25 protein-coding genes are annotated in these 26,197 nt (G+C 43.5%); 11 read left to right on the plus strand and 14 right to left on the minus strand.

From position 1 onward, the window contains the following. Positions 1–9 precede the first annotated feature (9 nt). The 5 genes from ALKIM_RS17950 to ALKIM_RS0107575 all read right to left on the minus strand — a co-directional run bounded on the left by ALKIM_RS17950 (position 10) and on the right by ALKIM_RS0107575 (position 4,447). Positions 10–390, minus strand: a complete 381-nt coding sequence (locus ALKIM_RS17950) for an ArsR/SmtB family transcription factor (RefSeq protein ID WP_044117805.1) — start codon at positions 388–390, stop codon at positions 10–12. A 669-nt stretch (positions 391–1,059) separates the two neighbouring features. Beyond that, the gene (locus ALKIM_RS19215) at positions 1,060–1,779 is read right to left on the minus strand and encodes a hypothetical protein (protein ID WP_026474104.1); all 720 of its coding nucleotides are present in this window, start codon (positions 1,777–1,779) and stop codon (positions 1,060–1,062) included. Between the two features lie 17 nt (positions 1,780–1,796). Next, positions 1,797–2,675 carry a S8 family peptidase gene (locus ALKIM_RS19220; protein WP_084555833.1) on the minus strand — a complete coding sequence of 293 codons (879 nt, stop codon included), beginning with the start codon at positions 2,673–2,675 and terminating at the stop codon, positions 1,797–1,799. Then, positions 2,660–3,562, minus strand: coding sequence for a hypothetical protein (locus tag ALKIM_RS19225; RefSeq protein ID WP_026474106.1), 903 nt, complete (start codon positions 3,560–3,562; stop codon positions 2,660–2,662). The genes ALKIM_RS19220 and ALKIM_RS19225 overlap by 16 nt, the downstream gene beginning before the upstream one ends. A 9-nt stretch (positions 3,563–3,571) precedes the next feature. Then, on the minus strand, positions 3,572–4,447 hold the full coding sequence (locus tag ALKIM_RS0107575; protein WP_235714393.1) for an AAA family ATPase: 876 nt from the start codon (positions 4,445–4,447) through the stop codon (positions 3,572–3,574). A 573-nt stretch (positions 4,448–5,020) separates the two neighbouring features. Between ALKIM_RS0107575 and ALKIM_RS0107580 the strand changes: the two genes are divergently transcribed. The 4 genes from ALKIM_RS0107580 (at position 5,021) to ALKIM_RS0107595 (ending at position 9,368) form a co-directional block, all read left to right on the plus strand. After that, entirely contained in the window at positions 5,021–5,722 is a 702-nt protein-coding gene (locus tag ALKIM_RS0107580) for a succinate dehydrogenase cytochrome b subunit (RefSeq protein WP_026474108.1), read from the plus strand. Between the two features lie 22 nt (positions 5,723–5,744). Continuing rightward, positions 5,745–7,685 carry a fumarate reductase/succinate dehydrogenase flavoprotein subunit gene (locus ALKIM_RS0107585; RefSeq protein WP_026474109.1) on the plus strand — a complete coding sequence of 647 codons (1,941 nt, stop codon included), beginning with the start codon at positions 5,745–5,747 and terminating at the stop codon, positions 7,683–7,685. A 40-nt stretch (positions 7,686–7,725) separates the two neighbouring features. After that, positions 7,726–8,481 (plus strand): succinate dehydrogenase/fumarate reductase iron-sulfur subunit, encoded by a 756-nt coding sequence (locus tag ALKIM_RS0107590; protein WP_026474110.1) that lies wholly within the window; start codon positions 7,726–7,728, stop codon positions 8,479–8,481. A gap of 179 nt (positions 8,482–8,660) precedes the next feature. Next, positions 8,661–9,368 carry a DNA alkylation repair protein gene (locus tag ALKIM_RS0107595; RefSeq protein WP_026474111.1) on the plus strand — a complete coding sequence of 236 codons (708 nt, stop codon included), beginning with the start codon at positions 8,661–8,663 and terminating at the stop codon, positions 9,366–9,368. A 56-nt stretch (positions 9,369–9,424) separates the two neighbouring features. Here ALKIM_RS0107595 and ALKIM_RS17960 read toward each other — a convergent pair whose 3' ends face one another. Next, entirely contained in the window at positions 9,425–12,112 is a 2,688-nt protein-coding gene (locus tag ALKIM_RS17960) for a PAS domain S-box protein (RefSeq protein ID WP_052345472.1), read from the minus strand. Between the two features lie 238 nt (positions 12,113–12,350). After that, entirely contained in the window at positions 12,351–12,866 is a 516-nt protein-coding gene (locus ALKIM_RS0107605) for a Spy/CpxP family protein refolding chaperone (RefSeq protein ID WP_026474112.1), read from the minus strand. Between the two features lie 123 nt (positions 12,867–12,989). Here ALKIM_RS0107605 and ALKIM_RS19230 point away from each other — a divergent pair, with 123 nt between their 5' ends. Together ALKIM_RS19230 and trpS are read left to right on the plus strand one after the other, a co-directional pair. Further along, a complete protein-coding gene (locus ALKIM_RS19230; protein WP_052345473.1) occupies positions 12,990–13,691 on the plus strand; it encodes a phosphatase PAP2 family protein in 702 nt (233 codons plus the stop codon). Positions 13,692–13,774: 83 nt separating this feature from the next. After that, positions 13,775–14,764 carry a tryptophan--tRNA ligase gene (gene trpS, locus ALKIM_RS0107615; protein WP_026474113.1) on the plus strand — a complete coding sequence of 330 codons (990 nt, stop codon included), beginning with the start codon at positions 13,775–13,777 and terminating at the stop codon, positions 14,762–14,764. 27 nt (positions 14,765–14,791) lie between these two features. Here the strand turns inward: trpS and ALKIM_RS0107620 are convergent, their stop codons facing one another. Together ALKIM_RS0107620 and ALKIM_RS0107625 are read right to left on the minus strand one after the other, a co-directional pair. After that, positions 14,792–15,553 (minus strand): LytR/AlgR family response regulator transcription factor, encoded by a 762-nt coding sequence (locus tag ALKIM_RS0107620; protein ID WP_044117806.1) that lies wholly within the window; start codon positions 15,551–15,553, stop codon positions 14,792–14,794. Further along, the gene (locus tag ALKIM_RS0107625; RefSeq protein ID WP_044117807.1) at positions 15,546–17,558 is read right to left on the minus strand and encodes a tetratricopeptide repeat-containing sensor histidine kinase; all 2,013 of its coding nucleotides are present in this window, start codon (positions 17,556–17,558) and stop codon (positions 15,546–15,548) included. The genes ALKIM_RS0107620 and ALKIM_RS0107625 overlap by 8 nt, the downstream gene beginning before the upstream one ends. A 397-nt stretch (positions 17,559–17,955) precedes the next feature. Here ALKIM_RS0107625 and dusB point away from each other — a divergent pair, with 397 nt between their 5' ends. Next, a complete protein-coding gene (dusB, locus tag ALKIM_RS0107630; RefSeq protein ID WP_044117808.1) occupies positions 17,956–18,972 on the plus strand; it encodes a tRNA dihydrouridine synthase DusB in 1,017 nt (338 codons plus the stop codon). Here the strand turns inward: dusB and ALKIM_RS0107635 are convergent. The 5 genes from ALKIM_RS0107635 to ALKIM_RS0107655 all read right to left on the minus strand — a co-directional run bounded on the left by ALKIM_RS0107635 (position 18,932) and on the right by ALKIM_RS0107655 (position 22,605). Continuing rightward, positions 18,932–20,170, minus strand: a complete 1,239-nt coding sequence (locus ALKIM_RS0107635) for an ABC transporter permease (RefSeq protein ID WP_026474117.1) — start codon at positions 20,168–20,170, stop codon at positions 18,932–18,934. The two genes, dusB and ALKIM_RS0107635, sit on opposite strands and share 41 nt — an antisense overlap. Before the next feature lie 172 nt (positions 20,171–20,342). After that, positions 20,343–21,161, minus strand: a complete 819-nt coding sequence (locus ALKIM_RS0107640; protein ID WP_026474118.1) for a class I SAM-dependent methyltransferase — start codon at positions 21,159–21,161, stop codon at positions 20,343–20,345. 4 nt (positions 21,162–21,165) lie between these two features. Continuing rightward, positions 21,166–21,504 carry a 30S ribosome-binding factor RbfA gene (gene rbfA, locus ALKIM_RS0107645; protein ID WP_026474119.1) on the minus strand — a complete coding sequence of 113 codons (339 nt, stop codon included), beginning with the start codon at positions 21,502–21,504 and terminating at the stop codon, positions 21,166–21,168. 105 nt (positions 21,505–21,609) lie between these two features. After that, entirely contained in the window at positions 21,610–22,050 is a 441-nt protein-coding gene (locus ALKIM_RS0107650) for a VOC family protein (protein ID WP_026474120.1), read from the minus strand. A 48-nt stretch (positions 22,051–22,098) separates the two neighbouring features. After that, the gene (locus ALKIM_RS0107655) at positions 22,099–22,605 is read right to left on the minus strand and encodes a hypothetical protein (protein ID WP_026474121.1); all 507 of its coding nucleotides are present in this window, start codon (positions 22,603–22,605) and stop codon (positions 22,099–22,101) included. A 505-nt stretch (positions 22,606–23,110) separates the two neighbouring features. On the opposite strand from ALKIM_RS0107655, the gene ALKIM_RS0107660 reads away from it, so the two are divergent. The 4 genes from ALKIM_RS0107660 (at position 23,111) to ALKIM_RS0107675 (ending at position 26,159) form a co-directional block, all read left to right on the plus strand. Next, positions 23,111–23,377: a hypothetical protein gene (locus ALKIM_RS0107660; protein ID WP_026474122.1), complete on the plus strand. Its 267-nt coding sequence runs from the start codon at positions 23,111–23,113 to the stop codon at positions 23,375–23,377. Positions 23,378–23,396: 19 nt separating this feature from the next. Further along, positions 23,397–23,735: a PadR family transcriptional regulator gene (locus ALKIM_RS0107665; protein ID WP_026474123.1), complete on the plus strand. Its 339-nt coding sequence runs from the start codon at positions 23,397–23,399 to the stop codon at positions 23,733–23,735. Beyond that, positions 23,732–24,682 carry a PspC domain-containing protein gene (locus tag ALKIM_RS0107670; RefSeq protein WP_026474124.1) on the plus strand — a complete coding sequence of 317 codons (951 nt, stop codon included), beginning with the start codon at positions 23,732–23,734 and terminating at the stop codon, positions 24,680–24,682. Before ALKIM_RS0107665 ends, ALKIM_RS0107670 begins: the two co-directional genes overlap by 4 nt. Positions 24,683–24,749: 67 nt before the next feature. Next, positions 24,750–26,159 (plus strand): PspC domain-containing protein, encoded by a 1,410-nt coding sequence (locus ALKIM_RS0107675; protein ID WP_026474125.1) that lies wholly within the window; start codon positions 24,750–24,752, stop codon positions 26,157–26,159. Positions 26,160–26,197 lie beyond the last annotated feature (38 nt).

Below are 26,197 nucleotides of genomic sequence, written 5' to 3' on the forward strand. Positions count from 1 at the left end.
TTCTTTTGTTTATAGGTTAAACTTATTTATTCTACAAGAATCTGAATGCCCATCTGTTTGGCAATCGGAACCACCATTACAACACAATGACTCAAAAAATGGTGAAGCAAACTGCTTGAGCAACTCTATTTTATCGTTGTTGATGCAATAATTTACACGTGCTCCGGCAACCTCGCCCTTAATCAGGCCGGCCTCTTTTAATTGCGTGAGGTGCTGTGCCACTGTGGTGCGGCTTAATGGCAGCACATCCGAGATGTCACCGGTGATGCAGGTCTGAGTTGCAGCCAAGTACCTCAATATTGCCAACCTCGCAGGATGACCAAGGCTTTTAAAAATAACGGCAGCGTCCTGAAGTTCAACATCAAATAGCTCTTTTTTTGCTTGTGCCATATCTGAATGGTTTAATGACGTAAAAATACGACATATTTTAATGATGTCGTATTTTTACGTTACTTTTTATTGAAAAAACATAAAATCATTTCATCCCATACTTAATCAGCCTGCAACATCAGGTAGTTTAATCAGTCGCTTGAATAATTGAGACTGATGCATAAACAACTCTACCTGATACTGAATTCCATTAACAGTATTAGAACAAAAGGAGCCATGAAAATCAAGAAGTGTTGTGACTGTTTAAAATAAAATCAATCTGCTTTGAAGATTCCTAGACTATTAAATGCAGATCAAAGCGAAGTCCCGTAATGCGGGATAAGGTATTTATACCGATAGATAATATCAATCTTACTATCTTTCTAAACTAAGCTATCTGTCTAAAATCTAAAAGTTTTCGCATCTACATCATATTTTACAAATTAAATTGTAAGAGTTACTTAATCTCTCCCAATTAACAAACATGATATTAATTTTAACGGATGGGTATATGAAACGTTTGGCATTTTAAAGCGATTTCTGTCAAACCGTTGCTATGTTAATTAAATGTACCGCCCTTAAAATTAGCACTTTCTGCCAAATATTTAATATACCGTGTATCGCCTGATATTTTGTCATACACTCCTGAAAGTCATTGCTTTATCATGATTTTCCTCAGAATTTATGTTATTATGTAGTCTTAATTTCTATCGGCACTTCAATTATATTTTTAACAGTTGTGTATAATTGAACATCTTGTGCTGGTGTGTCAAGTGAGATAATTAATGAATATCGTGTTCTATTTTCAACTTTCCCTAAATGTTTTCTTTCACGCCACCAGCCAATAACAGGATAAACTGCAATGTGGTTACAGGTTGCTAAATCTGCTGCTGTACCATCCCAAAAATCAGAATGAATGGAACCGTTACTGCGACTATTTGTTCCAATTGACCATCTGTTGCTACCAGCATTACCTGCTACTTCTTCGTTTTCTTCTCTTGCAGCAATATTTACCCGTCTTCTGAAATCATCTTCTCTTTCACCGACATTATTTAAATCAAAGCGTAATCCATGAGATTGATAACGGTACTTATCTTTCCAACCTATTTCACCAGCACCTGGCTCAATAAAATAAGATAGGGTAATTCGCAATTTTACAGGCATTTGCCCCATCCCCAACAATAAGTCGGCTGGCCAAGGAAGATTGAAAAAGTGAATTTCGTTTGTTTCTGCCTGACTGCTTCCTTCTTTGTAATTAAAAGGCTGAATAGTTTCCTGGGCAATAAAAGTAAAAGCACTTTCCTGACTATATAAAGCACGGTCTAATTGAGGTACTCCAAAACCAAAAACTTTCAATAAGTTCCTAAAACTAGTTCTGTTGCCTTGTTGTACATTCATTTGGTTGAGCATTGCGGGATTCCAATTGGCTAATGAACCATCAAGCCTCTAATGGTTTCCGCCCATGCATCGGGATATTCATATGCAATTTTTGCAGCGAACCAAGAAGCCTGAGCTGCTGCCGCACTTGTAGCATTAATTGTGTCAAATGGTTTAATATTGAATGATTTTGAAGTTGATAGCAATTCTAAATCATCATGTGGAGTAACATTGTCGTCAGGAGCTTTCAGTAAATTGCCACCTTCAAATACCACATCGGGTTTTACAGGCCACTTTTTCTCCCAGGCTAAAGATGTTGAACTGTATGGAGACAATTCACCTTCGTTGGCAACAGGTGTATATTTCCGATAATTATCATCATTTACCAGAGTTTTTTCAGTGTATGCCCCTGCAACTATTGCATTCCATGATTGAGCCGGATTTTGAACAGAAGAAGTAAAGTTTGAATCAGGATAATTTCTCCAAGATTCTTCATCACGAATATTACCTGCAGAAATTATTATAAGTCGCTGATTTTCACCTTCACCAAATACTAAATTATCCATAGCCCCTGACCATGAAGAAGGCCGTCCTTTGTCAGTATCTTCTGTTGATGTTACTGACATACAATAGACCAAAACCATATCGGGATTTTGGATTTCAGCCCTTGCAATTCCTTGTGCTATAACATCACCCCAAAGTTCCTTTGGTGTTTCTTCCTGATTAGGACGTGGTAAAATTTTCACGGAACACAACTTATGTGTGAGTGAAACAATATTTCCGGTCATTAAAGCACCTTCAAGTTTCCCATAACCCGCTATTCCGGCCATTAAAGTGCCATGTCCCCCTCTCATGGGTGAATGGTCATTTGTACCCCAAGAATTATCGACTGTTAAGGTGTTTGCATCATTAATTAAGGGCTCCAACAACTGATGTCCATTATTTCTCCACTATCCAGCAAGCATATTTTTATATTTGAATCAACTATTTCAATTCGTTGAAGTAAATCTTCAACCCAATTTTGTTGTTCTTTGGAACTTTCATTTACCCAAAATCCTGCGGGTTCTTGTCCTGCCCTGAACTCTGCAAGCAAATCGCTTTGAAGCATTAGTTCAATAAGGTTTTGCCGGTTTGCATTTATAAGCAAAACAGCTCTTTCAGGAAAAATGATACTGTTGTGTTTAACCTCAATACCAATCGTTTCGAGTGTTGTGAGAAATTGTGCAATTTGTTCCTGTTCAAGGTTTTCTTTTGTATTAACGTTCAACCATACTTCACACCATTTAGAATTATCAGCAGGAATCAGTTGCAGGTTGTCTGTCCACAAACCTTCTAACAAAGCAATGCTTACATCTTCAATACTATTGACTAATGAAGCGTTTTTAGGTTCTCCTTTAGCAGTTTCCTCCTGTTGGTATTTTTTGATTTTTGAAATGAAATGCCCTTCTTTTCCGTTTGGGACATATACTGTTGCCCTTATCTGTGTTTGATTTTCCCCAACAGGAATCTCTTTAATATTCAGTAAGCGGATTCCTTTTCGAAGGTCTTCCAAACTTTTAGTAATTAAATCGTGGTCAGCTGCACTGGTAAAAGAAATATAAGTCCCTTCCCTTGTGGCGATTTGTTCTGCCTCACGCTGTTGTTGTAGTTGTGCTTTGGTCTGCCAAATGGCATCAAATTGTCTTAACAGCTTTTGGCTTTGAGATTCCCGGTCACGAACAGGAATACGTGGCTGTCCACCCATTGATGATGGGGCTTTGTATTTTTCACGGTTTACATTTCCTTTTATAAAAATGTGTTTATATGATTCTGCCATGTACTAAAATTATTTATGATATGCTGCATTGCGGTCTTTGATTGCTTTTAAAATAAGTTGATTATTCATTTGCAGCTTTTCATTCAAGACCGTTTCTTTAATAGCATCAATACATGCAAGCGATATTTCGGCATGGCTTAATCCGTTTATATTTGAAAGAAGGTCATTAAATTTTAGTTTTTTTGAAAATTGTGATAGCCTGTTTTTCAATAAAGCCAATTTTTCATCCCCATCGGGCAAATGATACAGGATTACATCATCAAACCTACGAAAAAGAGCCTGGTCTAACAAAGCCTTGTTGTTGGTAATGGCAATAATCAGGCTATCAGAATTATCCCGTTCAATAAATTGGAGGAAGGAATTTAAAACCCTGCGCATTTCGCCTACATCGTTATCCCTGCTTCGTTCCCCGCCAATGGCATCAAACTCATCAAACAAGTACACGCCCTGTCTTTGCTCAATTAAATCGAAAACCTGACGTAGTTTTGCACTGGTTTCGCCCATGTACTTCGTAACCATCTTATCCATTAAGATGGTGTATAAAGGTAGGTTCAATTCATTAGCAAGAATGGAAGCAGTTAAAGTTTTTCCAGTTCCCGGAGGGCCTGAGAGCAAAATCTTTCTTCTGTTTTCCAAGTCATGTTTTCTAAGCTTATCCCTTTGAACAAATTCTGTAACAATCCGAACGATTTTGGATTTTATATCTTCCGATGCAATGATATCCGATAAATTAACTGCAGGTACATTTTCAAGTATCAATCCTTGTAATTCGGGGGCAAAAGTTTTTGTTTTGTATTTCGTTTCCTTTGCTTTGTCAATAATGGATTTAATTTCATTGGCAACAAGTGTATGCCCAAGTTTGGCTTCGTGAGCAGCTATTTGCAAAGCAATGGTGGTAAACCTTTCAGGTTCATTGCTGTAATGCGATTTTATTAACGATATGATATAGTCTGCTTTTGCCATACTGCAAATTTATCATTTTTTAATGATAGTTTACTTCTTTATTTTTCAAATTGTAGTGACACTTTCCCTACACTTGGCCGAACAATTAGCTATCGGCAAGCTAACCAGAATAGCAGTTTATTGTGCCGTAAAATCGAGTTTCACCAAAATCATTCTGGTTAAATTTTAATCCCATCACTTGTAAAACAAGATTAAAACATCCATTTTTACATTTTCATATTAATCTGTTACACAGAGATTACAAAACATGGCTCAAAAACGCATTTGTTAACATCACATAAAAAAGAAAAATACATCTGCACCTGCAAATTAGACATGTTATAAATAGAGAGATTTTTCTTTATTTTGTTGGTGAAAAACCGCCTAACCAACTACATTTGCAGCTCCGTTTGAAAGCCTGAAACAGCTTGTTTAATCAGCGAATCAGATATACAATTCCGACGAAAGACTTAAAAATATTAACAAACAGATGCAATTAATTTTAAAAGAAACCTTATGAGCAATTTATTCTGTTCTTCCATTGGGAAGAAGCTCCTGATGGGTTTATCAGGACTTTTTCTGATGATGTTTCTGCTTATGCACCTTGCCATCAACGCTTTGTTGCTGGTTCCGGATAGCGGAGAGACATTTAACGCGGCGGCACATTTCATGGCCACCAACCCGATGATTAAGATTATGGAACCTGTTTTGGCTGTTGGCTTTCTGGTTCACATCATCTGGGGCTTTATGCTGACCATCCAAAACCGCAAAGCGCGTGGCAACGACCGGTATGCATCGGGCAATAAAACCCTTAGCGTGAGCTGGGCATCGCAAAATATGCTGATTCTGGGAATTACCATTTTGGCGTTTTTGGTGCTGCACATGGCACACTTCTGGGTAAAAATGAAAATTACCGGCGACGACCTTCTGTCGCACACAACCATCACCATTGGCGGTGTTGCCACCGAAGTAGAGAATGCCTACGCATTGGTTAACTACACTTTCTCCTACCTTTGGATTGTGGTGGTGTATGTCATTGCAGGTGTTTTCCTGGCTTTACACTTGTCGCACGGTTTCTGGTCTGCTTTCCAGACAATCGGTTTCAGCAACACCATCTGGCGCCAGCGCCTTACTGCAGCGGGTAACGTGTATGCCTGGTTTGTAGGCATCGGATTCGCACTGATTGCGCTGCTGCAATATATATTCTATCAAGGTTAATCACATTCAATCCGTAGAGATTATGGCAAAGATTGATGCAAGAATTCCCGAAGGGCCATTGGCTCAGAAGTGGACCAAGTATAAGGCTAACCAGAAACTGGTTAACCCCGCAAACAAAAGAAAACTCGACATTATAGTGGTAGGAACCGGTTTGGCCGGCGCCTCTGCCGCAGCCTCGTTTGGTGAGATGGGTTTCAACGTGAAAATTTTCACCATTCAGGACTCTCCTCGTCGTGCGCACTCCATTGCTGCACAAGGTGGTATTAACGCTGCCAAAAACTATCCCAACGATGGCGACTCGGTACACCGACTGTTTACCGACACCGTGAAAGGTGGCGACTACCGTGCCCGCGAAGCCAACGTTTACCGTTTGGCCGAAGTGAGCAACTCCATCATCGACCAGTGCGTGGCGCAAGGTGTACCCTTTGCCCGTGAATACGGCGGTTTGCTCGACAACCGTTCGTTTGGTGGTGCGCAGGTGAGCCGTACCTTTTACGCCAAAGGACAAACCGGTCAGCAGTTGCTGCTGGGCGCTTATCAGGCTCTGATGCGTCAGGTGGAAAAGAAAACCGTAAAGCTATACACCCGTAACGAACTGGTGGACATCGTAATGGTGGACGGCAAAGCACGCGGTATCATCTCTCGCAACCTGGTAACCGGCGAATTTGAGCGCCATTTTGGCCACGCCGTAGTAATTGCTACCGGCGGCTACGGCAACACCTTCTTCCTGTCGACCAACGCTATGGGCTCAAACGGCTCAGCAGCATGGCAGGCGTACAAGAAAGGCGCCATGTTTGCCAACCCCTGTTTTGCTCAGATTCACCCCACATGTATTCCCGTTCATGGCGAGTTCCAGAGCAAGCTTACGCTGATGTCTGAATCACTGCGTAACGACGGTCGCATTTGGGTACCTGCCAAAAAAGAGGATGCTGAAGCCATCCGTGCCGGAAAACTCAAACCCACGCAGATTGCCGAAGAGAACCGCGACTACTTCCTGGAGCGTCGCTACCCCGCTTTTGGTAACCTGGTGCCACGCGACGTGGCCTCACGTGCCGCCAAAGAGCGTTGCGATGCAGGCTATGGTGTAGGTGCAACCGGTTTGGCTGTTTACCTCGATTTCAAATCGTCCATCGAGCGTTTGGGCGAAGATGTGATCCGTGCCCGTTACGGAAACCTCTTCCAGATGTACGAAAAAATTGTGGACGACAACCCATACCAGACACCCATGATGATTTACCCCGCCATCCACTATACCATGGGCGGTATCTGGGTAGATTATGAACTGCAAACAACCATTCCTGGTCTGTTCTGCGCCGGCGAAGCCAACTTCTCCGACCACGGAGCCAACCGCCTTGGTGCTTCGGCACTGATGCAAGGTTTGGCCGATGGTTACTTTGTGTTGCCATATACCATTCAAAACTATCTGGCCGATGACATCCGCACACCGCGTATGACCGGCGAAGAGAAAGAGTTTGTGGAAGCTGAAAAAGCTGCCAAAGACCGCTTTAGCAAATTGCTCAACATCAACGGAAAACGTTCGGTTGACAGTCTGCACAAAGAACTTGGTCTCGTGATGTGGGATTTTGTAGGTATGGCACGTAACAAAGAAGGTTTACAGCAAGCCATTGAAAAAATCCGCGCCATCAAGAAGGAGTTCTGGACCAATGTACGCATTCCCGGTGATGCCATCGGCATGAACATTGAACTTGAAAAAGCCAACCGTTTGGCCGACTTCATCGAAATTGGCGAACTCATGGCCATCGATTCTTTAAACCGTGAAGAGTCCTGCGGTGGTCACTTCCGTGAAGAATTTCAAACCGAAGAGGGTGAAGCCAAACGCGTAGACGACAAATTTGCCTACGTAAGCTGCTGGGAATATAAAGGTGATGACCAAGAACCAGAGTTGCACAAGGAAGAGCTGCAATTTGTAGATGTGAAGCTCATTCAGCGTAACTACAAATAATGGTTTGCAGACAAGTTCAATTTATTAATGGAGTTATATCATGGAAAAAAATATAAATCTCACACTCAAAGTCTGGAGACAAAAAAACGCCCGGGAAAAGGGACGTTTTGAAACCTACAAGGTTGCAAATGTATCTACCGGCAGCTCTTTCCTGGAAATGATGGACATCCTCAACGAGCAACTCGTGAACGAGGGACAGGAGCCAGTAGCTTTTGACCACGACTGTCGCGAAGGTATCTGCGGTATGTGTTCACTTTACATCAACGGCCGTCCGCACGGACCCGATGATGACATCACCACCTGTCAGCTACACATGCGTAAGTTCAACGATGGCGAAACCATCTATATTGAGCCTTGGCGCTCGGCAGGTTTCCCGGTTATCAAAGACCTTATCGTTGATCGTACTGCTTTTGACAAAATCATAGCAGCTGGTGGCTACGTGTCGATTAATACCGGCGGTGTGCCCGATGCCAATGCATTGCCAATCCCCAAGGATGATGCCGACGAAGCAATGGACGCCGCATCCTGTATTGGTTGTGGAGCCTGTGTAGCTGCCTGTAAAAATGGTTCGGCCATGTTGTTTGTGTCGGCCAAGGTGAGTCAACTGGCTCTGTTGCCACAAGGTCGCGTGGAAGCTGCTCGTCGTGCCAAAAACATGGTGGCCCGCATGGACGAACTGGGTTTTGGTAACTGTACCAACACCGGCGCCTGCGAAGTGGAGTGTCCCAAAGGCATCTCCATCGCCAACATTGCCCGCCTCAACCGCGAGTTTCTCAAAGCCAAAATTCAGGACTAAGCATTTTGGTGAATCCATATCTAAGGGGCTGTCTGATAAGGCAGCCTCTTTTTTATTGCGATGGCCGGAATATTCACTTTTAACCTCGAAGCGAACCAGGGGGTTGTTGACATTTCAACTGAAACAGCCGAATTTTAATGGCTATAATAGAACTTAGTGTTTATCAAATAAGCCCGACAATGGAAAACATCATCGCCCAAATTCGCGAGGAACTCATTACTCAAAGCGATGAAAAAACACGCGCCACCAGTCAAAATTTCTTCAAAGAGAAGATAATGTGTCATGGTGTTAAAGTGCCGATTGTAACACAGATTGGCAAAACCTACTTTCAAGCCATCGCCCCGGCCACCAAACAGGAAATCTTCAGCCTTTGCGATGCCTTGTGGCAATCGGGATACATCGAAGAGTCATTTATTGCCTGCAATTGGTCCTATAACATCCATAAACGTTACGAACGCGAAGACTTTCAGATTTTCGAAAAATGGGTTTTCAACTATGTGAACAACTGGGCATCGTGTGACACACTTTGCAACCATACGGTAGGTGCTTTTATTCAGATGTTTCCCGAATACTTAACAGCGTTGAAGACCTGGGCCGTTTCAGACAACCGATGGGTGCGCAGAGCCGCTGCGGTATCTTTGATTATTCCGGCAAGAAAAGGAAAATTCCTCAGTGATATTCTGGAGATAGCCGACATCCTGCTCTTAGATACGGATGATTTGGTGAGGAAAGGCTATGGATGGATGTTAAAGGCCGCCAGCCAGTCGCACCAACAAGCTGTGTTTGACTATGTGATTAAAAATAAAAGTGTGATGCCCCGTACCTCCTTAAGATATGCCATCGAAAAGATGCCTCAGGAATTGAAAGCAAAGGCCATGGCAAAGTAATTTTAACGTTTGCATAGTTGAGTAATCCTTGAGATTTATCCCAATTGATGCATTACCTAAAGCGGTACAGTAAAAAAGAAGCAACTCCCTTCACCGGGTGATGAGACAACCCAAATTCGCCCGCCCATAAGTTCTACCCAGCTCTTACAAATCGGCAGGCCCAATCCGGTACCGCCACTGTTTTTAAGTCTGGGGTCAGATATCTGGCTGAAACGATCAAAAATCATGGCATGATGCTCTTTCGCAATGCCAATCCCATCGTCTTTCACAAAAAACAAGATCTCATTGGCGAGACACTCACATCCAACCTCCACATTACCGCCAGCTTTTGTGAATTTTATGGCATTTGAAATGAGCTTATTAAGCACCCTAGTCAGTTTTTGGGTATCACACTCCAGCACAAAACCCTTTTCACAGTTAACCGATGCTCTGAGGCGAATTTGCTTCTCAGCGGCCGCAACGCCAAAAGTGTCGGCAATGGAACTGACAACATCTGACACCAAATTGTTTGCCCTTACAATAGAGACCTGACCTGTTTCAATCTTAGATATCTCTAACACATCATTGATAATCTCCAATAACTGATGTCCGCTCTTTACTATGATATCGAGGTAGAGCTTTCGGTTTGTGGCGGATAAACTCTCATCTTTCAGCAATTCGGCAAAACCCATGACACCATTCATTGGCGTACGTATTTCATGGCTCATATTGGCCAAAAACGCTGACTTCAGGCGATCGCTCTCTTCGGCACGTTCCTTCGCTTTCACCAATTCCGTTTCGATGCGTTTAGCCCGCGTCACATCTCTCACAATGCAAATGGTTTCATCCTCTTTAAAATAGACCATGCGTGCCTCAAACACACGCTCTTCATCCTCATTTCCCAGAACATAATTGTAGGTTTCAATTCTTCGGGTTGTCAATACCGAAGCAATTTTATCGCGGGTTAGTTTGGCCAGTTTCGGCGTGAGTACCTCTTCCACTTTTCGGTTCATAAAATCGGCCGATGGATGCAAGAGCTGATTCTCATTCACCACATGGAAATCCCTGAAGTATCCTTCTTTATCAAAAACAAAAATGAGGTCAGGAATCATGTTGAGCAAGCTCTTGATTTTGTTGTGATTTATCTCGGCCTTATCCAAAGCATCGCGCAAATTAACTACCAGTTGTTTCTCTTTGGTGATATCGGTAACGGTACCATACGCTTTGAGATGGGTTGACTCGCTGTTTTCAAGGATGCCCCGCCCCATTAAATGCTTTACAGCACCATCGGGCAGAACAACACGAAATTCCTCTTTCCAGAACCTTGCCTCGCCATTTGCCGGTTGCCATGCCTGTAACAAGCGTTTCCTGTCATCGGAATGTATCAAGGCCAGCAGAGAACGGATATCCGGCGGTCCATCCATATTACCAATAATAGCCTTTAGGTTACCATGCCAGACAAACTCTTTGTCAATACCATTCCACTCATAAATCACATCGTTGGTATGCATGGCCACCAACTGAAACCGCATCTCTTTCTCCTTAATTTCCATCTCGGCCTGCTTGCGGGCAGTAATGTCACGACCAAGCACCACTAGGCCTTTACGTGAACCATCTTTATTAAATAACGGCACTTTTATCACATCAAACACTCTGACACCACCTTTGGGTTGAGGAATGTGCTCTTCGATGCGGATGGGACGACCTTTCTTCCATGCCATGTTATCCGTTTCATGGCAAAACGTAAGCACTTCTCTTTTAGAAGGCATCAACTCAATCAGCTGTGCATAGTCCATCCCCTGATAATCTACCCCCTTGAGGTCAAAAAGATCAACCAACGTATGATTTGCTTCAACCCATCTGCCCTCGCCATCTTTGAAACAGATAAAATCAGGTGTTGAGTTTATAAGAGTACGCAAGCGCATCTCGCTCTCTTCCAACGCGCGACGGGTAATGATGGCTTCACTAAAATCCTGAATAATGCCTATTCCGCCGGAAATTTCATGGTTACGGTTGTATATGGGGGCAGTCTTAAGCAGCAGACTCACCTGTTTTCCGCTCAAAGTTGACATGTAAACGCCTTCAAACATCCCTTCGCGCCCTTCAAGGGCAGCATGCACGGCGGGCAAAATGCGGCGATCCATAGCCGATTTTAAATTAAATCCCTCTGCCTCGTTGGCCTGAACTCCAAGAATTGAACAAAAACGAGCATTTACTTTGGATATTGTGAGTTGGCGGTTAAAATAGAAGATGCCAACCGGAGAGTTCTCAAACAACATTCTGTGCATGTCGTGGCTGGTGGCAAAGCTTCCAAACTCAGCCGACTCTTCATCTGAAGTATCTGATGCAAGAGCCAAATCCTCTTCTATAATACGTTTGGTTTGAGATATAAGCAGTTGTTGCAGTTTATCAGGATTTGTGTTCTCTTTGAAGATAAGAATAAGGAGCAGACGACGAGACTCAGTGCGACCTAACTCATGTGTCACACACTGCATGGTTCCATTCAGATGTTTTACAGGAAACCAAATGCTATTATTTGCATCGGGATTTAACGAAAGAGCGGTTCTTCCGGCAGCTTCCAAAAGAGAATCTGCTGACTTTGTATTTTCTGTATTGGTTTGAGTGCTTCGAAACCACCACCGAATTACATTGTTTCTATATTCCAATAAACCTACCGGAGATTGCAGCGTGCCGGAAAGCAATGTCAGACTGTTTTCCCAGTCGGGCACGCTTGTTTTTTTGGGGATATGTTCACTTATTTTCATGATCACAGGTTAAGGGTTATCTGTGCATATATAAAGTTAAGTCGTTTGTAAACAAAAAGCAAATACTTAATATTCTATTGTCATAAATAACAGTCGAAACAGTTTATTTATCAAAGAAAAAAAGGCAAAGGCAATCGTCTCCTGTTAACATAAAACAAAAAGCAACTTTCCTGAAACAGAGATAACTGTCTCAGGAAAATTGCTGTCTAATTCAATTTAAGTTAAAAAAACCAATTATTCAATAGGTTGTATCACTTTTTTTGCGAGGGGACTTTGGCACGTCGGATTTTTTGGTTGTTTCATCCAGTCGGTTTTGCTGCTGCTGGCGACGGTCGGCCATACGTTGACGGGCTTCTGCTGCCCGCTCCTGCCTTAGTTGGTCGTAACGTAATTTCTGCTCCTCGGTAAGCAGCGCTTTTATCTCTTCGTCATGCAGCTGCATACGCTCACGAGTTGCCTCTGCACGGGCTTTCTGTTCGGCACGGCGAGCCTCCATCTCCTTGCGGCGCGTTTCTCTCATGGCTGATGCTTCGCCACGTCTCTTTTCCAAAACAGCTCTCAACTGGGCCTCCTGCTCGGCGGTTAACGACAACTCTTTGCTCAGGTTTTCAATATGCCGCTCCTGCCATTCAACCACTTCGGTGCTGGTTGTGGCACGGGGCTTTATCTCTTTTTGCCTTTTTTGTGCAGCAACATTCATTGCCAAACAAAGCACCAAGGCCAAAGAATAAATACGAATTGTGATTGTATTCATAATTCCAGATTTAAAATTACATAAATTACGAACTTATATGCGTTAGACCACGCATTCAGTCAAATGTTTAACGATATCAACGTACTTTGTTGCTTTCTTAAAAAGCATATCTTTACAGAAAAAATGCCAAAATTTTTTACAGGAATTGCGCTCTGGATGACATTCCTGATGCCACTCTCAGCCGCCGATTCCGATTCATTAAACCTCAACAACTCCAAAGAATTAAAGACATGGCGCGTGATATCGTTGCTGACCATTGCCTCAGGCGCTGTTTTTTTGGCCGACCAGCCAGTGCAAAACTTTATTGTGAAAAACCAGACCGGCTTTCTTAACGATATGACCAACATAACCGATGTAGCAGGCGAAAAAACCATCATTGTTCCGGCACTGCTGCTAACCTATGGCACCGCCCGGTTCATCATTCGTGACGAGAAACTTTGCCACACAAGCACAAACGCCATTCAGTCCGTTTTTGTAACAGCTATCGCCACCGAGGCCCTTAAAATCACTGCTGGCCGCGCCCGCCCATTTACAGATGAAGGACCCGGCTCGTTTCAGCCATTTCCGGGCAATCGTGATGAATATAAATCGTTGCCATCAGGCCACGCTTCGCTGGCCTTTGCAGTATTCACCCCTTTTGCCGAAACATACTCAAGGTGGATTTATTTGATTCCTGTTTCGGTAGCTGCCGGGCGCGTTTACCAAAACAAACACTGGCTTTCGGATGTGGCGGTAGGAAGCAGCCTCGGCCTTATAAGTGGTCTGCTTTTCACACACAAGCAAAATGTTCAGATTATTCCCAACGGTATTCGAATCTGTTTCTAACTTTATACGGTATAAATTCTCCCTATCCCATATTCTTCATTATTTTTGCACTTGAATTAATCACGCGATAAAATTATCATTTCATGGAAACTGTAGTAAGCGGTATCCGGCCCACCGGAAATCTTCACCTTGGCAATTATTTTGGCGCCGTCAGAAACTTTTTGAAGATGCAGAACGACTATAACTGTTACTTTTTTATAGCCGATTACCATTCGCTTACCACGCATCCTACGCCGGAAGATTTGCACGGCAATGTACGTCAGGTGCTCGCTGAGTATCTGGCTGCAGGCCTCGACCCTGAAAAAGCGACCATCTATATACAGAGCGACCTTCCGGAAGTGGCCGAGCTCACCCTTCTGCTCAATATGAATGCCTATCTGGGTGAACTGGAAAGAACCACTTCCTTTAAAGATAAGGCACGCCAACAACCCGACAATGTCAATGCCGGATTGTTAACCTACCCTGTATTAATGGCAGCCGATATTATCATACACCATGCGCAAAAAGTGCCGGTTGGTAAAGATCAGGAGCAGAACCTGGAGATGACTCGTAAATTCGCTGCTCGCTTCAACCGCATATACAACAGAGAATATTTCCCAATACCACAACCTTTTAACTTTGGAGAGGCGCTCATTAAAATTCCCGGATTGGATGGTTCGGGCAAAATGGGGAAGTCGGAAGGAAATGGCCTTTACTTGATTGATGAACCTGCGGTAATACGTAAAAAGGTGATGAAAGCAGTCACCGATACAGGGCCTACAGAACCTAATTCAGAGGTGAGTGAGTCGGTTAACAACCTGTTCACCATCATGTCGGTAGTTTCGAAACCTGAAACGCTCGATTTTTTTAAAGAGCAGTATGCCAACTGTTCCATCCGCTATGGCGACCTGAAAAAACAACTGGCTGAAGACATCATAATCTTCACCGAACCCATTCGTGAAAAAATCAAGGCCATTTATGCCGATGAAGTATATCTGCAAAAGGTAGTTAACATGGGTAAAGAGAAAGCACATGCCAGTGCTTCAAAAACCATACGCGAAGTAAGGGAATTAATCGGTTTCCGAAGTTTTTAATCACCTTCAAAAACTATTAGGCACGCATCATCGAACGCTGTGCAACTCATTGTAGCGTTTGATGAGTGCTTCGGTACGTCTTGACTCGAAAGGTGCGGCATGCCCCGAAACAAACATCACCTGCTGTATGTCCACATCAATACGGATGATCAATGAAAGGTTGATTAAAAACAGCGGGTGACATCGAAAAAAACCGGTTGCAGCCAACAACGACTCAAATCGGCGCAAGGGGCGCGACACTTTTAACACTTCCCCATTGGTCATGTAAAACAGGGAGCCTCCGGTAATGGATTCTCCATATTCAATGTCGCGGACTGGGATGATACGCGTTCCATTTTCGGTGGCCATCACCAGCGAGCGGTTTCCAGGTGTTCCTACAATATTGGAAAATAGCACATCGAGCCTTTGTGCATATTCGGCGTCGGTAAAAGTATCGAGGGCCTTGTCCAGAGCCATCACAAAATCGCTCTCATCAAAAGGTTTTTGAATGAAATCAACAGCTGCAAACTGAACAGACTCCTCCATATAGCTCTGATAAGAAGACATAAACAGAACCTTAAAAGGTATCGGTTTCAACTGTTCGAGCAACTCGAAAGCATTTCCATCCTCCAGCTGAATGTCGAGAATAACCAAGTCGGGTTTGCTCTCCTGAATTAACCTAAGGGCCTCACCTAAAGAGCCACAGCGCCCCACAACTTCCATCTCAGGAAAATGGTTTGTAACTATTAGTTCAACCACACGACGCGTAAACCGATCATCCTCTACAACTAATACCTTAAAACTATCCATTGGCAGCCGGTTTGGATGTATTAACTGCCACAATGGGCAGAATTATGCGAACAAGCGTCCCCCGGTCAAAAGGATTAATGCTTCGCTTATCAATTATTTCGAGACCTACCTTACCTCCTGAGTCGTTGCGGATGACATCCAGACGCTCTTTTGTTATTTTTAGTGCCATGGACTCATGTGTGCGCGCTTTATCGCTTTTTTGTTGCATTGACGAATTGATGCCCACACCATTGTCCTCTACCTCTACTATCATTTGAGAATCTACCCGCTTAAAACGTATGTCTAAACGTCCGCTTCCGTCAATCGCTTTGATTCCATGCTCCACGGCATTCTCAACAAACGGCTGGGTAATCATGGGCGGCACAACCACCATATCGGGTGCCATCACCTCATCCACATGAATATGGTAATCAAATGGTGTGTAAAACCTTAATTTCTGCAATTCCAGATAGTATTTCAATATCTCCGTCTCTTCCTTCAGCGAGATATAGTCGTAGTGAGATATTTTTAGAACCATTCGCATGAGCTTGGCAAAATCGGTAAGAAAGCGTGTTGATTTTTCCACATCGTGCTCCAACACATAAACCTGAATGGCACTCAGCGCATTAAAAATGAAATGGGGATTCATTTGCGAACGTAGCAGCTTGTGCTGATTTTTGAGATTGTTATACTTTGAACGCAAACGATATTGATACACCAGCAATACCACCACCAAAACCATTACCACCACAAGAGTCACAAATATGGTAAGAAAGAGACGCTGACGCCCCAGAACAGATTGCTGCCGCAACGACTGCTTACTCAACTGACTGATTTGTTCCTGTTGTGCCTCCACATCCATAATGGCCTCCATGGTGGTGAGGTGATACATGTTTTTTTCGTTGAGGATGCTGTCCTTGTAGGCCGATGCCATCTTAAAGTAAGATAGCGCCTGTGAATAGTTATGCTGCTGTTCGTTGAGCAACGACAAAAGACGAGCCGACTCTTCGGCCTGAAACCGGCTGCCAATGCGTTGTGCAATTTCAAACGACTGCTGTATATAATTACCTGCTGTTTTGTAATCTTTCATCAGCAGATACACCTCACCTACTTTTGCCAGACTTATGGATGTTTGCATCAAATCGCCCAGACGCTGGTTGATTTGAAGGGCTCTCTCGAGAAAGTCGAGCGCGGTGGCGTAATCCTGCATGGCAATATGCGCGGTGCCTATGCTATTAAAACAGATGGCTTGTCCGGGCCTGCTTCCTACCTGTGTGTTGTATTCCAATGATTTAAAATAAAACTGCAATGCCAACTCAGGCTCGTGCAATTTGAGGTAACACTCACCAATATTGTGGTTATTGATGGCAAGCCCAAGAGTGTTTCCGGTAGATGCTGAAAACTCCAGTGATTTTCGGAAATATTCGATAGCAGAATGGTAACGCCCTAAATTAAAATTGACGTTACCAATGCTGTTAATGGCAACGCTAATGTTAAAAGTATCCCTTATCTCTTCGGAAATACGAAGCGCCTTAAAATGCATGTCGAGAGCCAGCGCGTTGTCATCGGTACGCCTGTAAACCACTCCAATCTGGTTGTAAATATCGGCAAGCAAAGATTTGTTCTCAATTGCCTGGGCCAATCCAAGCGACCGGTTGTGATACCTGAGTGCTTCGCCGTAAAGAGATCGGTTACGAAGTCGTTTGCCTACCAGATTATAGATAAACGCTTCCTGCGCCACCAAATTGCGACGAACGGCAATATCCAACGCCTCGGCCAGAAAGTGATCCAAGGCATCCGCCTTTGTGCCTGTTTCATCAAGGAATGCATTTGAGCGCTGAATAAGCTGTTCTACCACCAGCGAATCGGTGTGAGCAGAACCAGCAGATTGAGACATCGCAACGCTGTCGCCGTCGGTTGCCGGGTCGCACTGCTCAAACAGAAGCATAGATACTATCAAAAGAGAAACGACCCCAAACCAGTAGTATTTTGGCTTGAATATGGTTTTAAACCAGTTATGCTGCATTTTTTATTTTCACTTGTTCCGTTAACGCATATTAAAACTACGTTGCAAATCTCACACGTTTTTACAACTAAACGTTTAACTCCCGGACAATCAGTAACCGCTACCTATGTGGAATTATAACTTACCCAATTTATGAAAAAAATAATTATAACAAAAATTCATTTTAAGCCCCAAAACCCACATATCCATTCCATACCCGGGTATTGATTTCGGCACATGTATTACAATTGGCCGGCAAAAGGAGCAGGAATCTCTCATTTTTAAGTTTATATAACCCCCAAAAGGAGTCATGTCTTACAAGAATGCGATATCTTTGCAGCCAACCAAAAAGGTTCGTTACGTCTGAAAAAACGAGAAAATCATTGTGGCTTAGTCCACACGGAAATTGACAAACAGAGTGAAGATAGGGAATATTGAATTACGCAAAGAGCCATTGCTCCTGGCTCCCATGGAAGATGTGACAGATCACATGTTCCGCAGTTTGTGCAAGCAATTTGGAGCCGATTTGATGTACACAGAGTTTGTATCGTCAGATGCTTTGGTGAGAGAAGTGGAGAAAACACGGCGGAAGCTGACCCTGCTTGATGAGGAGCGGCCGGTAGCCATACAGCTTTACGGCAAGGATCCGGAAGCCATGGCTGAGGCAGCACGCATTGCCGAAGCAGCAGGTCCTGAAATCATAGATCTCAACTTTGGCTGTCCGGTGAAAAAAATTGCCAATAAAGGTGCCGGTGCCGGATTGCTGCGTGACATACCCCTCATGGTTAAAATTACCGAGGCCGTAGTTAAAGCCGTTAACCTCCCTGTGACAGTGAAAACCAGACTTGGCTGGGACGAGCAATCAAAAATTATCGTGGATGTAGCGGAACAACTTCAGGACACAGGTATTAAAGCGCTTACCATTCATGGGCGCACTAGGGCGCAAATGTATGCCGGAGAGGCCGACTGGACGCTAATTGGTGCCGTGAAGAACAATCCGCGAATGCAGATTCCGATAATAGGTAACGGAGACATCAATAATCCGCAAAAAGCAAGGCTCTATTTTGACCGATACGGCGTTGACGCGTTAATGATTGGCCGTCCATCCATTGGTCGCCCATGGATTTTTAAAGAGATACGCCATTATCTGGATACAGGCGAGTTGTTGCCTCCGCCCTCCATGACCGAACATGTGGAGATGGTACGTCAGGTTTTGCATAAATCAGTAGAGTGGCTGGGCGAGCGAAGAGGCATCATTCACACCCGACGTCATCTGGCTGTGAGCTTTAAAGGCCTGGAGAATTTTCGCAGCACAAAAATAGAGATGCTTCGAAGTGAAAGCATGGCAGAAATTGATGCCATACTGGATAGGATAAAGCACGATTATGCTGATTTTATTTATCACCCAACTCCTGAAAGTAGCGACGAACAATAACCCTTACGGGATACCACGCAGCCAGAAAACCGCTGAGCGAAACGGTGACAAAAACAGTAACAAGATCAGGCCAACGCAACACTACCGGATAGGCATCGACCACAAAATTGCCGGCGCCATGAAAGCGGATGAATCCGAACGTTTGCTGCAACCATACCAGTAGAGAGCCAAGAAGCAACCCCCCTGCCATGCCAGCAAGGGAAATAAGCCATCCCTCAAATAGAAATATCCGGTTGATAAGTTGCCGGTCAGCACCCATACTCCGCAAGGTGCCGATGCTCTCTCTCTTCTCAAAAATCAACATCGACAGGGTGCCAATTACATTGAAGATGGCGATGAGCAATATAAAGGAAAGTATGAGGTAGGCCATTAGCTTTTCTACTTTCATCATGCGGAAGAATGTCTCATGCTGTTCTTCACGGTTACGAACCCGAAAGTCGTTGCCAAGCAGCTTTGAAACAGCCTGTTTGACACTCTCAACTTTGCGTCCATCAGCTATTTTAATTCCCATCCACGAAAATGTGGATGCATCGTAATCAAACAAATCCCTTGCCTGATCGATGTGTGTAATGGTATATGCAGCATCGTAATCCAGCTGGCTTACCATATAAATGCCTGATGGTTGTAAATATCTGCTTCGAAAAGATTGATCGGGGCGCGCCGGATTGATGCGTCCGGTACGCTCGGGTGCATAAATCATGAGGGGTGTCACAAAATTGAGCCGAACGCCCAATTGGTCAGCCAGTGCATAACCCATTACGCCTTCGTACATACCATGATACATTAACCTGAACTGACCATCCACAATGATGGAATCAATTGAAGATACACGATTAAACAGAGAATCAACACCCATGATACGCCCTGGCACCTGTCGCTTTCCAAACCTGAACAACACATGATCTTCCACTACTCCGGTTATGGCATCAACGCCTTCGATGGCAACAAGTGAAGAGTAATCCAGCGAATCGATGCTAAACACCTTACCACGAAGGGGTTCGATTTTCAAATCCGGATCAAATGAACTGTACAGAGAACCTATAAGCCCATGCAAACCATTAAAAACCGACAACACAACCAGCAAGCCCAGCGAGCCGGTAAGCACCCCTGACACAGATATCCAGGAGATGATATTGATTATGTTCTGGCTCTTTTTGGCGAAGAGGTATCTGATGGCAATCTGAAGAGACAGTTTCATTTGTGTCGGTATTTTGTTATTTGCTAAAAATAGAATCCGAATCGATGCAAGGAAACCACTTAACACTCTCTTTTATATCGATATAAAATAAATCACTCTTTGCCACATGCCTATAGCCGCATGAAGTAAAACTGCGATGAACACATCTGCATGCCCAGAATCGGTAACCGTTTTACCTTATGGCTTTCACCATCAATCCGGTACCTGAGGTATGTATTTGCATCACATCCAAATAGTTTAAAATGAACGTTACCGGAAAGGTGATGAAATAATAGAAAGGCAACAGCAAGAAAAACAGTTTGCTTTTATTAAGCAGGATGATGGGGATTTTCATGGAGAGCTTCCATGCCATGCTTCCGGGCTTTCCGTAGGTATATAGGGCCTCCACGTGGTTAAACCCTGCTTTAAATAGCTTTACGCGGATGTCTTCAATATTGTATCCGTCGCGCACATGTTCGTCGATAAAACCAGTAGCACCTTCCCCATCATGGTGATGTGTGTCTGAACCTCCCTTGTCAGATGGGGTTGATATTAAAAGCATACCGCCGGGCTTAAGCGATTTGCAGAGATTCCGCATCACCAATTCATCCTCGGCAATGTGCTCCATTACGTCGACCGACAACACTAGGTCGTATGTTTCAGGTTCGAGAAATTGGGTTAGGTCAGCTTCACGAAATTTCACGCGATGGCCAAGTTTCAGTTGCTCAAAAAACTGATTGCAATCGTCGATTTGCTCCTGTTTCACATCCACGCCAACCACATGAAATGACTCATGTATGCGCGCCATTCGCCACACATACTGACCAAAACCCGAACCGGCATCTAAAATGGCAGCACCCTTGGGGGCCGATTTTTTCCATAACCTCAGTTCGCGTCGGATGTGCCAGCTACGAAGCAGTAAGAGATCCAAAAGTCTGTAAAACAAGATACGCAAAAACGGGTTGCGATTAAAAACACTCCCCAAAGCCCGCTTGATAGGATCATACTGCATAGGGCTAATCCTTTAAGAGGTTATCCAGCCTCTCAACATAATCCAGACTGTCGTCGATATAAAACTGAAGTTCCGGGATGATGCGTAACTGTTTGCCAACCCTTTGTCCGAGCATAAACCGAATGGTAGAATTGTTCTGGGAAATATTTTTAAAAACCTCATCCTTATGTTCGGTTGGAAAGATGCTGAGATAAACCTTCACATTCCCCATATCGGGCGATACTCTTGCATTGGTAACACTCACCATTGTACCCATCACTATTTCACGCACTTCGCGCTGAAATATCTCACTCATCTCCTTTTGGATAAGCCTCCCTATCTTTTTTTGTCGTGTAGAATCCATACAGTTATCTGTTTTAACCTGCGAAATTACTGTTTTTCCATGGAATATACACGTTTTCGTGCATATAGCGACGTATGACAATCTGATAATGCGAAAAAACCAATATTAACGGGCTTTAGCATTCTCAAAGCCAATCATCCAGTTAATCCCAAACTTGTCGGTAAACATGCCAAAATAGTCACCCCAGAAAACCATTTCCATTGGCATGGTAACTTTTCCTCCTGCCGATAGCTCTTTGAATACCCTGTCGGCCTCTTCACGGCTTTCGACACTCACTGAGATAGAAAAATTGTTGCCCACAATGAACCCTGGAGCCCAATCATTACCGGTATCACTGCCCATCAATATAGTCTCTTTGCTAATGGGTAATGAGATGTGTAAAATTTGGTTCATCATCTCTTCAGGCATTGGAGGCATCCCTTCCTGAAGCGGCATATCCTTAAATCTGCTTAGATAAGAAAACTCTCCACCAAACACCGATTGGTAGAACAGGAAAGCTGCTTCACAGTTTCCAAGAAAATTGAGGTAAACGTTAACTGTTTTCATTTGTATAATCTGTTTTAATCATTGATCCCATGAAACTCAAAAGAGAGTCTATTTGTTGAACAATGCCCATGCAGGACATCCGGCATCTTTTTGGTGACAAAATTTACAGGTTAACTCCTTTCTTACGATACCACTTACTGTTGTAGAAAGTACCAGGAGTAATAGCAATGAAACAATCAGTAAAGTATCAGGATTAAAAGGCAGCATTACAATACCTGAGATAAAAGGGATTGCAGGAACCAGCAAATCAGGTATCATCTGCTTCCATGTAAAAGTATCCTTACAAAATTGCGATTGTTTTCCGCTTTTAAACAACAAGGCGCTCAATCGTCCTTTCCCGAACGCACATCTCTTGTTCCAATAGTAGCACTTTGTGCAATGCAGTTTCAACAACCTGAATTCCAATACAAACACATAAGCAACATAGGGTATTGCCAAATGCCAGGTAATGCGACTAAGAATGTACACTCCTAACGCATAAATAATAATCGAATGCATATTGGTAATTACAACAATCCATACCGGATAATTGTCATGGTGACGAAGCATGGTCATACTGTCGCATTGATAAACGGTATTCGAAAACATTTGCCAGGCGAACGATCACACAGCAAAGGCAACCACCACCTCAAATCATTATTCACAACAAGTTATTGAAAAATATTCCGAAAAAAAACCAAGCCGTAAATTTTTCGAAATAGCAGAATCAAAGATTTCCATTACGCAAGCCATCTGGTTCAAATTTTTAGGTTCATTTTACATTGACCCTTGTACCATTCCATCACAAAACAAAAAAACACAATAGAGACATGCGTCGTATATTCCTCATTTTAAATTACCTACAAAAAAATTTTCACAAAAACCGAAAAAAATTAGTACTTTGTATTGCATAGTACTAAAATATCTTCATATATTTGCATTGCCAACAACAGTGTATAGAAAGGTAATCTATAATCAGAAGTATCGAACCGAGAAACAAGAACCGGCTGACCAAGCAATCTGACATGAATAAAGTTGAATTTGCCGTTGGTAATACAAAAAAGATTTTAAACAGGGCACGATGAAAAAACTAACCATAACAATTTTACGAAACCAGGTGGCCATGCTAACTGCTATTGCGTTAACAGCTATCCTGATGCAATCGGGACACGGCACACTAAATGATTGCTGTAACGATTTTGCAGACAAAATGGTGACAACAGAGAAGGTTGAAGTTACAAACAATGACACCATACCAACAAGCGACAATCAGGAGCAAAATAAAACAACGGGAACAAAATTATTACCTGCCATTTCGATAGGCAGGGTACCATCAATAATACTATAAAACACTTAAATTTACAGATATGAAGTTGGAAAATGCAAAAGCGCAAATGCGTAAGGGTGTTTTGGAATATTGCATTCTTTCCATCCTTTCGGGAAATGATGCCTATGCATCAGACATCATCAATGAGCTTAAAATGGCACAGATGATTGTTGTCGAAGGGACATTATACCCTTTGCTCACACGGCTTAAAAATGCCGAACTGCTCAGCTATCGCTGGGAAGAGTCAACCCAGGGGCCACCCCGCAAATACTATGAACTGACCGACAAAGGCCGGGACTTTTTGAAAGAACTGGATCTCTCCTGGGCCGAACTGGTTGATGCCGTAAAGTTAATTCACGATAAAAGCCAACAAAAATGAAGAAGACAATATCCATCAACATTGCTGCAACCGCCTTCTACATTGATGAGGATGCATACGAAAGACTGCAACAGTACCTTAAAAAACTGGAAGCATGGTTTAATGGCAAAGAGGGCGGCCAGGAAATCATCACCGACATTGAAAACCGATTGAGTGAGCTCTTTTCTCAACGCATCAACCCCAAAACAGGTGTGATCACGGTAGCCATGGCCGAAGAGGTTATCTCCATTATGGGTCAACCTGAAGATTTTTCGCCACAAGCAGGCGCTGAGCCAGAGGATTCAACCGAAGCGGGTGAAAAAGAGACATATCAGAATTACGCACGCCGTCGCCGCTTATACCGCGACCTCGACAACAAGGTGCTTGGGGGTGTATGTTCCGGTATTGCTGCCTATTTCAACATTGATCCGGTTTTGGTGCGGGTGATCTTTGCAATTCTGCCGTTTCTCAGTTTTGGTGTAATCATCCCAATCTACATCATTCTATGGATTGCCATGCCTGCTGCCATCACCGCAGCCCAAAAACTTGAAATGCGTGGCGAAAACATCAATGTGTCGAACATCGAAAAGGTTATAAAAGAGCAGTATCACAATGTGAAAGACAAGTTTGAAAATTTCACAAAAAAAAACGACACACTTAACCGGATGTCCCAAAGGGACAGAAACGTGCTGATTTTTACCGCCATTCTGGTTGGCATACTGGTTCTGGGAAGAATAATCAACAATGTGACACCATTTTTGGGGATGTCTCTGGTACATTTTCCCTTTGGACACATAATATGGCCGGGGTTTTTCCCGCTGATGATAATTCTCCTTATTCTAGGACTGATTTTCCGCTCAGCCATGAAAGGATTTTTAATTGCCATCCTGATACTGTTCGTGCTCACACTGTTTTTAAAAATAACAGGGTTTGCAGCAGGATTTCCCTGGATGATAACTTGTTGGTAAAAGCAGCGTACTTTAATTGATTATGCACTAAAAGTGGATTAACGAACCAACACAAAACCGTAACGTGATGAAGAAAACCATTCATATCAACCTCTCCGGCATGGCCTTTAGAATTGAGGACGACGCTTACGACCGTCTGAAAGCCTACATGGATGCCGTAGAAGCCCGACTAGGCGCCGACGAAGCGGCGCGCGAAACACTGGATGACATAGAAGCACGCATGGCCGAGCTTTTTATTCCGGTAACGAGACAAAACGAGATTGCCGTAACACTTGCCGACGTGGAAGAAGTAATAAAAATACTCGGAGCCCCGGAAGATTACGCAACCGACACAGAACCGGACGATGATGAGCCTGTTCGCAAAAAGAAGGCTGACACACCTATTGTGGTTCCCAAACGCTTATACCGCGATCCACATTCGCGAGTGCTTGCAGGGGTTTGCAGCGGTCTGGGCGCATACTTCAACATTGACCCCATACTGTTCCGTTTACTCTTTATTCTTGGACTGTTTTATGGTATCTCCATCTTACCATACATTATTCTCTGGATTGTGATGCCCAAGGCACTTACCATGGAGCAACGAATGCAGATGTATGGTGGCGAGCCGGCATATTCCAAAACGCGTCAGGCCTGGGCTGGAGGGCCAAAACCTGATTCGGGCATAAACAAGTTGCTTCGTGTGTTTGCCGTTATCTTCGGCATCATACTCATAGGTTTTACCTTTTTAGCCATGATGGTCATGGCCATGTCACTGATGTTTACAAACCTCTTTGTAAGCATCTTCCCCAACAGTCCCGATTTGGGTGGTTTAATGGAGATTTTCCTTGCACCGAACCAATCACTTCCTATTCTTATTGGATTGGCGCTTACAATTGGTATTCCTTTAATAATGATTTTCTATCTGGGACTTCATTTGGTATTCCAGTTTCGAAAGGGAGGTAAAACCATCGGTACACTCGGGCTTATTCTGTGGCTCTCCGGCATCTCCCTTTTGGCGTATGGCGGATTTAAAGTGGCTGAACTGTTCAAGTCTTATGCCTACGTAGAGGAAACTACTATTCTGTCAGATATTGGAGGCAGCAAACTCTATCTGCAAGCTTCAGACTTTCCGGAAGTTGACTATTATCATCGCAACAGAAACATGATAAAACTTAAAAACATGGAAGTTGCCATACGAAACGGTGATTTCTGGGTTGAAGGCCGCTCCCGAATAAGAGTAGTGAAGAATGCACCACGCTTGGCAATTACTTTGGAGCGACAGGGTCGTGGTAAAAATGAGGCCGATGCAGAACATAACGCCTCAATGACTGAGTATTCATGGCAGCAAAAAGACTCCATCCTCCGATTGGATAAAGTATATACATTAAACCGCACGGCCAAGTTTCGGGATCAGAAACTAACGGTAAGAATTGAAGTTCCGGAAGGTACTGAAGTGGAGATAGATGAGTCGGTGCGTAAAATCGTTTATATGCGCTAACCCCTTGGAGTTTAATTCCTAGACTTCACGACAAAACA

This window comes from Alkaliflexus imshenetskii DSM 15055, assembly GCF_000517065.1.
In the GTDB taxonomy this organism is placed as follows: domain Bacteria; phylum Bacteroidota; class Bacteroidia; order Bacteroidales; family Marinilabiliaceae; genus Alkaliflexus; species Alkaliflexus imshenetskii.

Excerpts from the sequence above, each read along its gene's own strand:
- ALKIM_RS0107670 (WP_026474124.1), top strand. The coding sequence starts at position 23,732 with ATGAAGAAGACAATATCCATCAACATTGCTGCAACCGCCTTCTACATT.
- ALKIM_RS0107585 (WP_026474109.1), top strand. The coding sequence starts at position 5,745 with ATGGCAAAGATTGATGCAAGAATTCCCGAAGGGCCATTGGCTCAGAAG.
- rbfA (WP_026474119.1), bottom strand. The coding sequence starts at position 21,504 with ATGGATTCTACACGACAAAAAAAGATAGGGAGGCTTATCCAAAAGGAG.
- ALKIM_RS0107640 (WP_026474118.1), bottom strand. The coding sequence starts at position 21,161 with ATGCAGTATGATCCTATCAAGCGGGCTTTGGGGAGTGTTTTTAATCGC.
- ALKIM_RS0107650 (WP_026474120.1), bottom strand. The coding sequence starts at position 22,050 with ATGAAAACAGTTAACGTTTACCTCAATTTTCTTGGAAACTGTGAAGCA.
- ALKIM_RS0107665 (WP_026474123.1), top strand. The coding sequence starts at position 23,397 with ATGAAGTTGGAAAATGCAAAAGCGCAAATGCGTAAGGGTGTTTTGGAA.
- ALKIM_RS0107580 (WP_026474108.1), top strand. The coding sequence starts at position 5,021 with ATGAGCAATTTATTCTGTTCTTCCATTGGGAAGAAGCTCCTGATGGGT.
- ALKIM_RS17960 (WP_052345472.1), bottom strand. The coding sequence starts at position 12,112 with ATGAAAATAAGTGAACATATCCCCAAAAAAACAAGCGTGCCCGACTGG.
- ALKIM_RS0107655 (WP_026474121.1), bottom strand. The coding sequence starts at position 22,605 with ATGACCATGCTTCGTCACCATGACAATTATCCGGTATGGATTGTTGTA.
- ALKIM_RS0107605 (WP_026474112.1), bottom strand. The coding sequence starts at position 12,866 with ATGAATACAATCACAATTCGTATTTATTCTTTGGCCTTGGTGCTTTGT.
- ALKIM_RS0107595 (WP_026474111.1), top strand. The coding sequence starts at position 8,661 with ATGGAAAACATCATCGCCCAAATTCGCGAGGAACTCATTACTCAAAGC.
- ALKIM_RS0107625 (WP_044117807.1), bottom strand. The coding sequence starts at position 17,558 with ATGCAGCATAACTGGTTTAAAACCATATTCAAGCCAAAATACTACTGG.
- ALKIM_RS0107635 (WP_026474117.1), bottom strand. The coding sequence starts at position 20,170 with ATGAAACTGTCTCTTCAGATTGCCATCAGATACCTCTTCGCCAAAAAG.
- ALKIM_RS0107590 (WP_026474110.1), top strand. The coding sequence starts at position 7,726 with ATGGAAAAAAATATAAATCTCACACTCAAAGTCTGGAGACAAAAAAAC.
- ALKIM_RS19215 (WP_026474104.1), bottom strand. The coding sequence starts at position 1,779 with ATGCTCAACCAAATGAATGTACAACAAGGCAACAGAACTAGTTTTAGG.
- ALKIM_RS0107675 (WP_026474125.1), top strand. The coding sequence starts at position 24,750 with ATGAAGAAAACCATTCATATCAACCTCTCCGGCATGGCCTTTAGAATT.
- ALKIM_RS0107660 (WP_026474122.1), top strand. The coding sequence starts at position 23,111 with ATGAAAAAACTAACCATAACAATTTTACGAAACCAGGTGGCCATGCTA.
- ALKIM_RS17950 (WP_044117805.1), bottom strand. The coding sequence starts at position 390 with ATGGCACAAGCAAAAAAAGAGCTATTTGATGTTGAACTTCAGGACGCT.
- ALKIM_RS19230 (WP_052345473.1), top strand. The coding sequence starts at position 12,990 with ATGCCAAAATTTTTTACAGGAATTGCGCTCTGGATGACATTCCTGATG.
- ALKIM_RS19225 (WP_026474106.1), bottom strand. The coding sequence starts at position 3,562 with ATGGCAGAATCATATAAACACATTTTTATAAAAGGAAATGTAAACCGT.
- ALKIM_RS0107620 (WP_044117806.1), bottom strand. The coding sequence starts at position 15,553 with ATGGATAGTTTTAAGGTATTAGTTGTAGAGGATGATCGGTTTACGCGT.
- trpS (WP_026474113.1), top strand. The coding sequence starts at position 13,775 with ATGGAAACTGTAGTAAGCGGTATCCGGCCCACCGGAAATCTTCACCTT.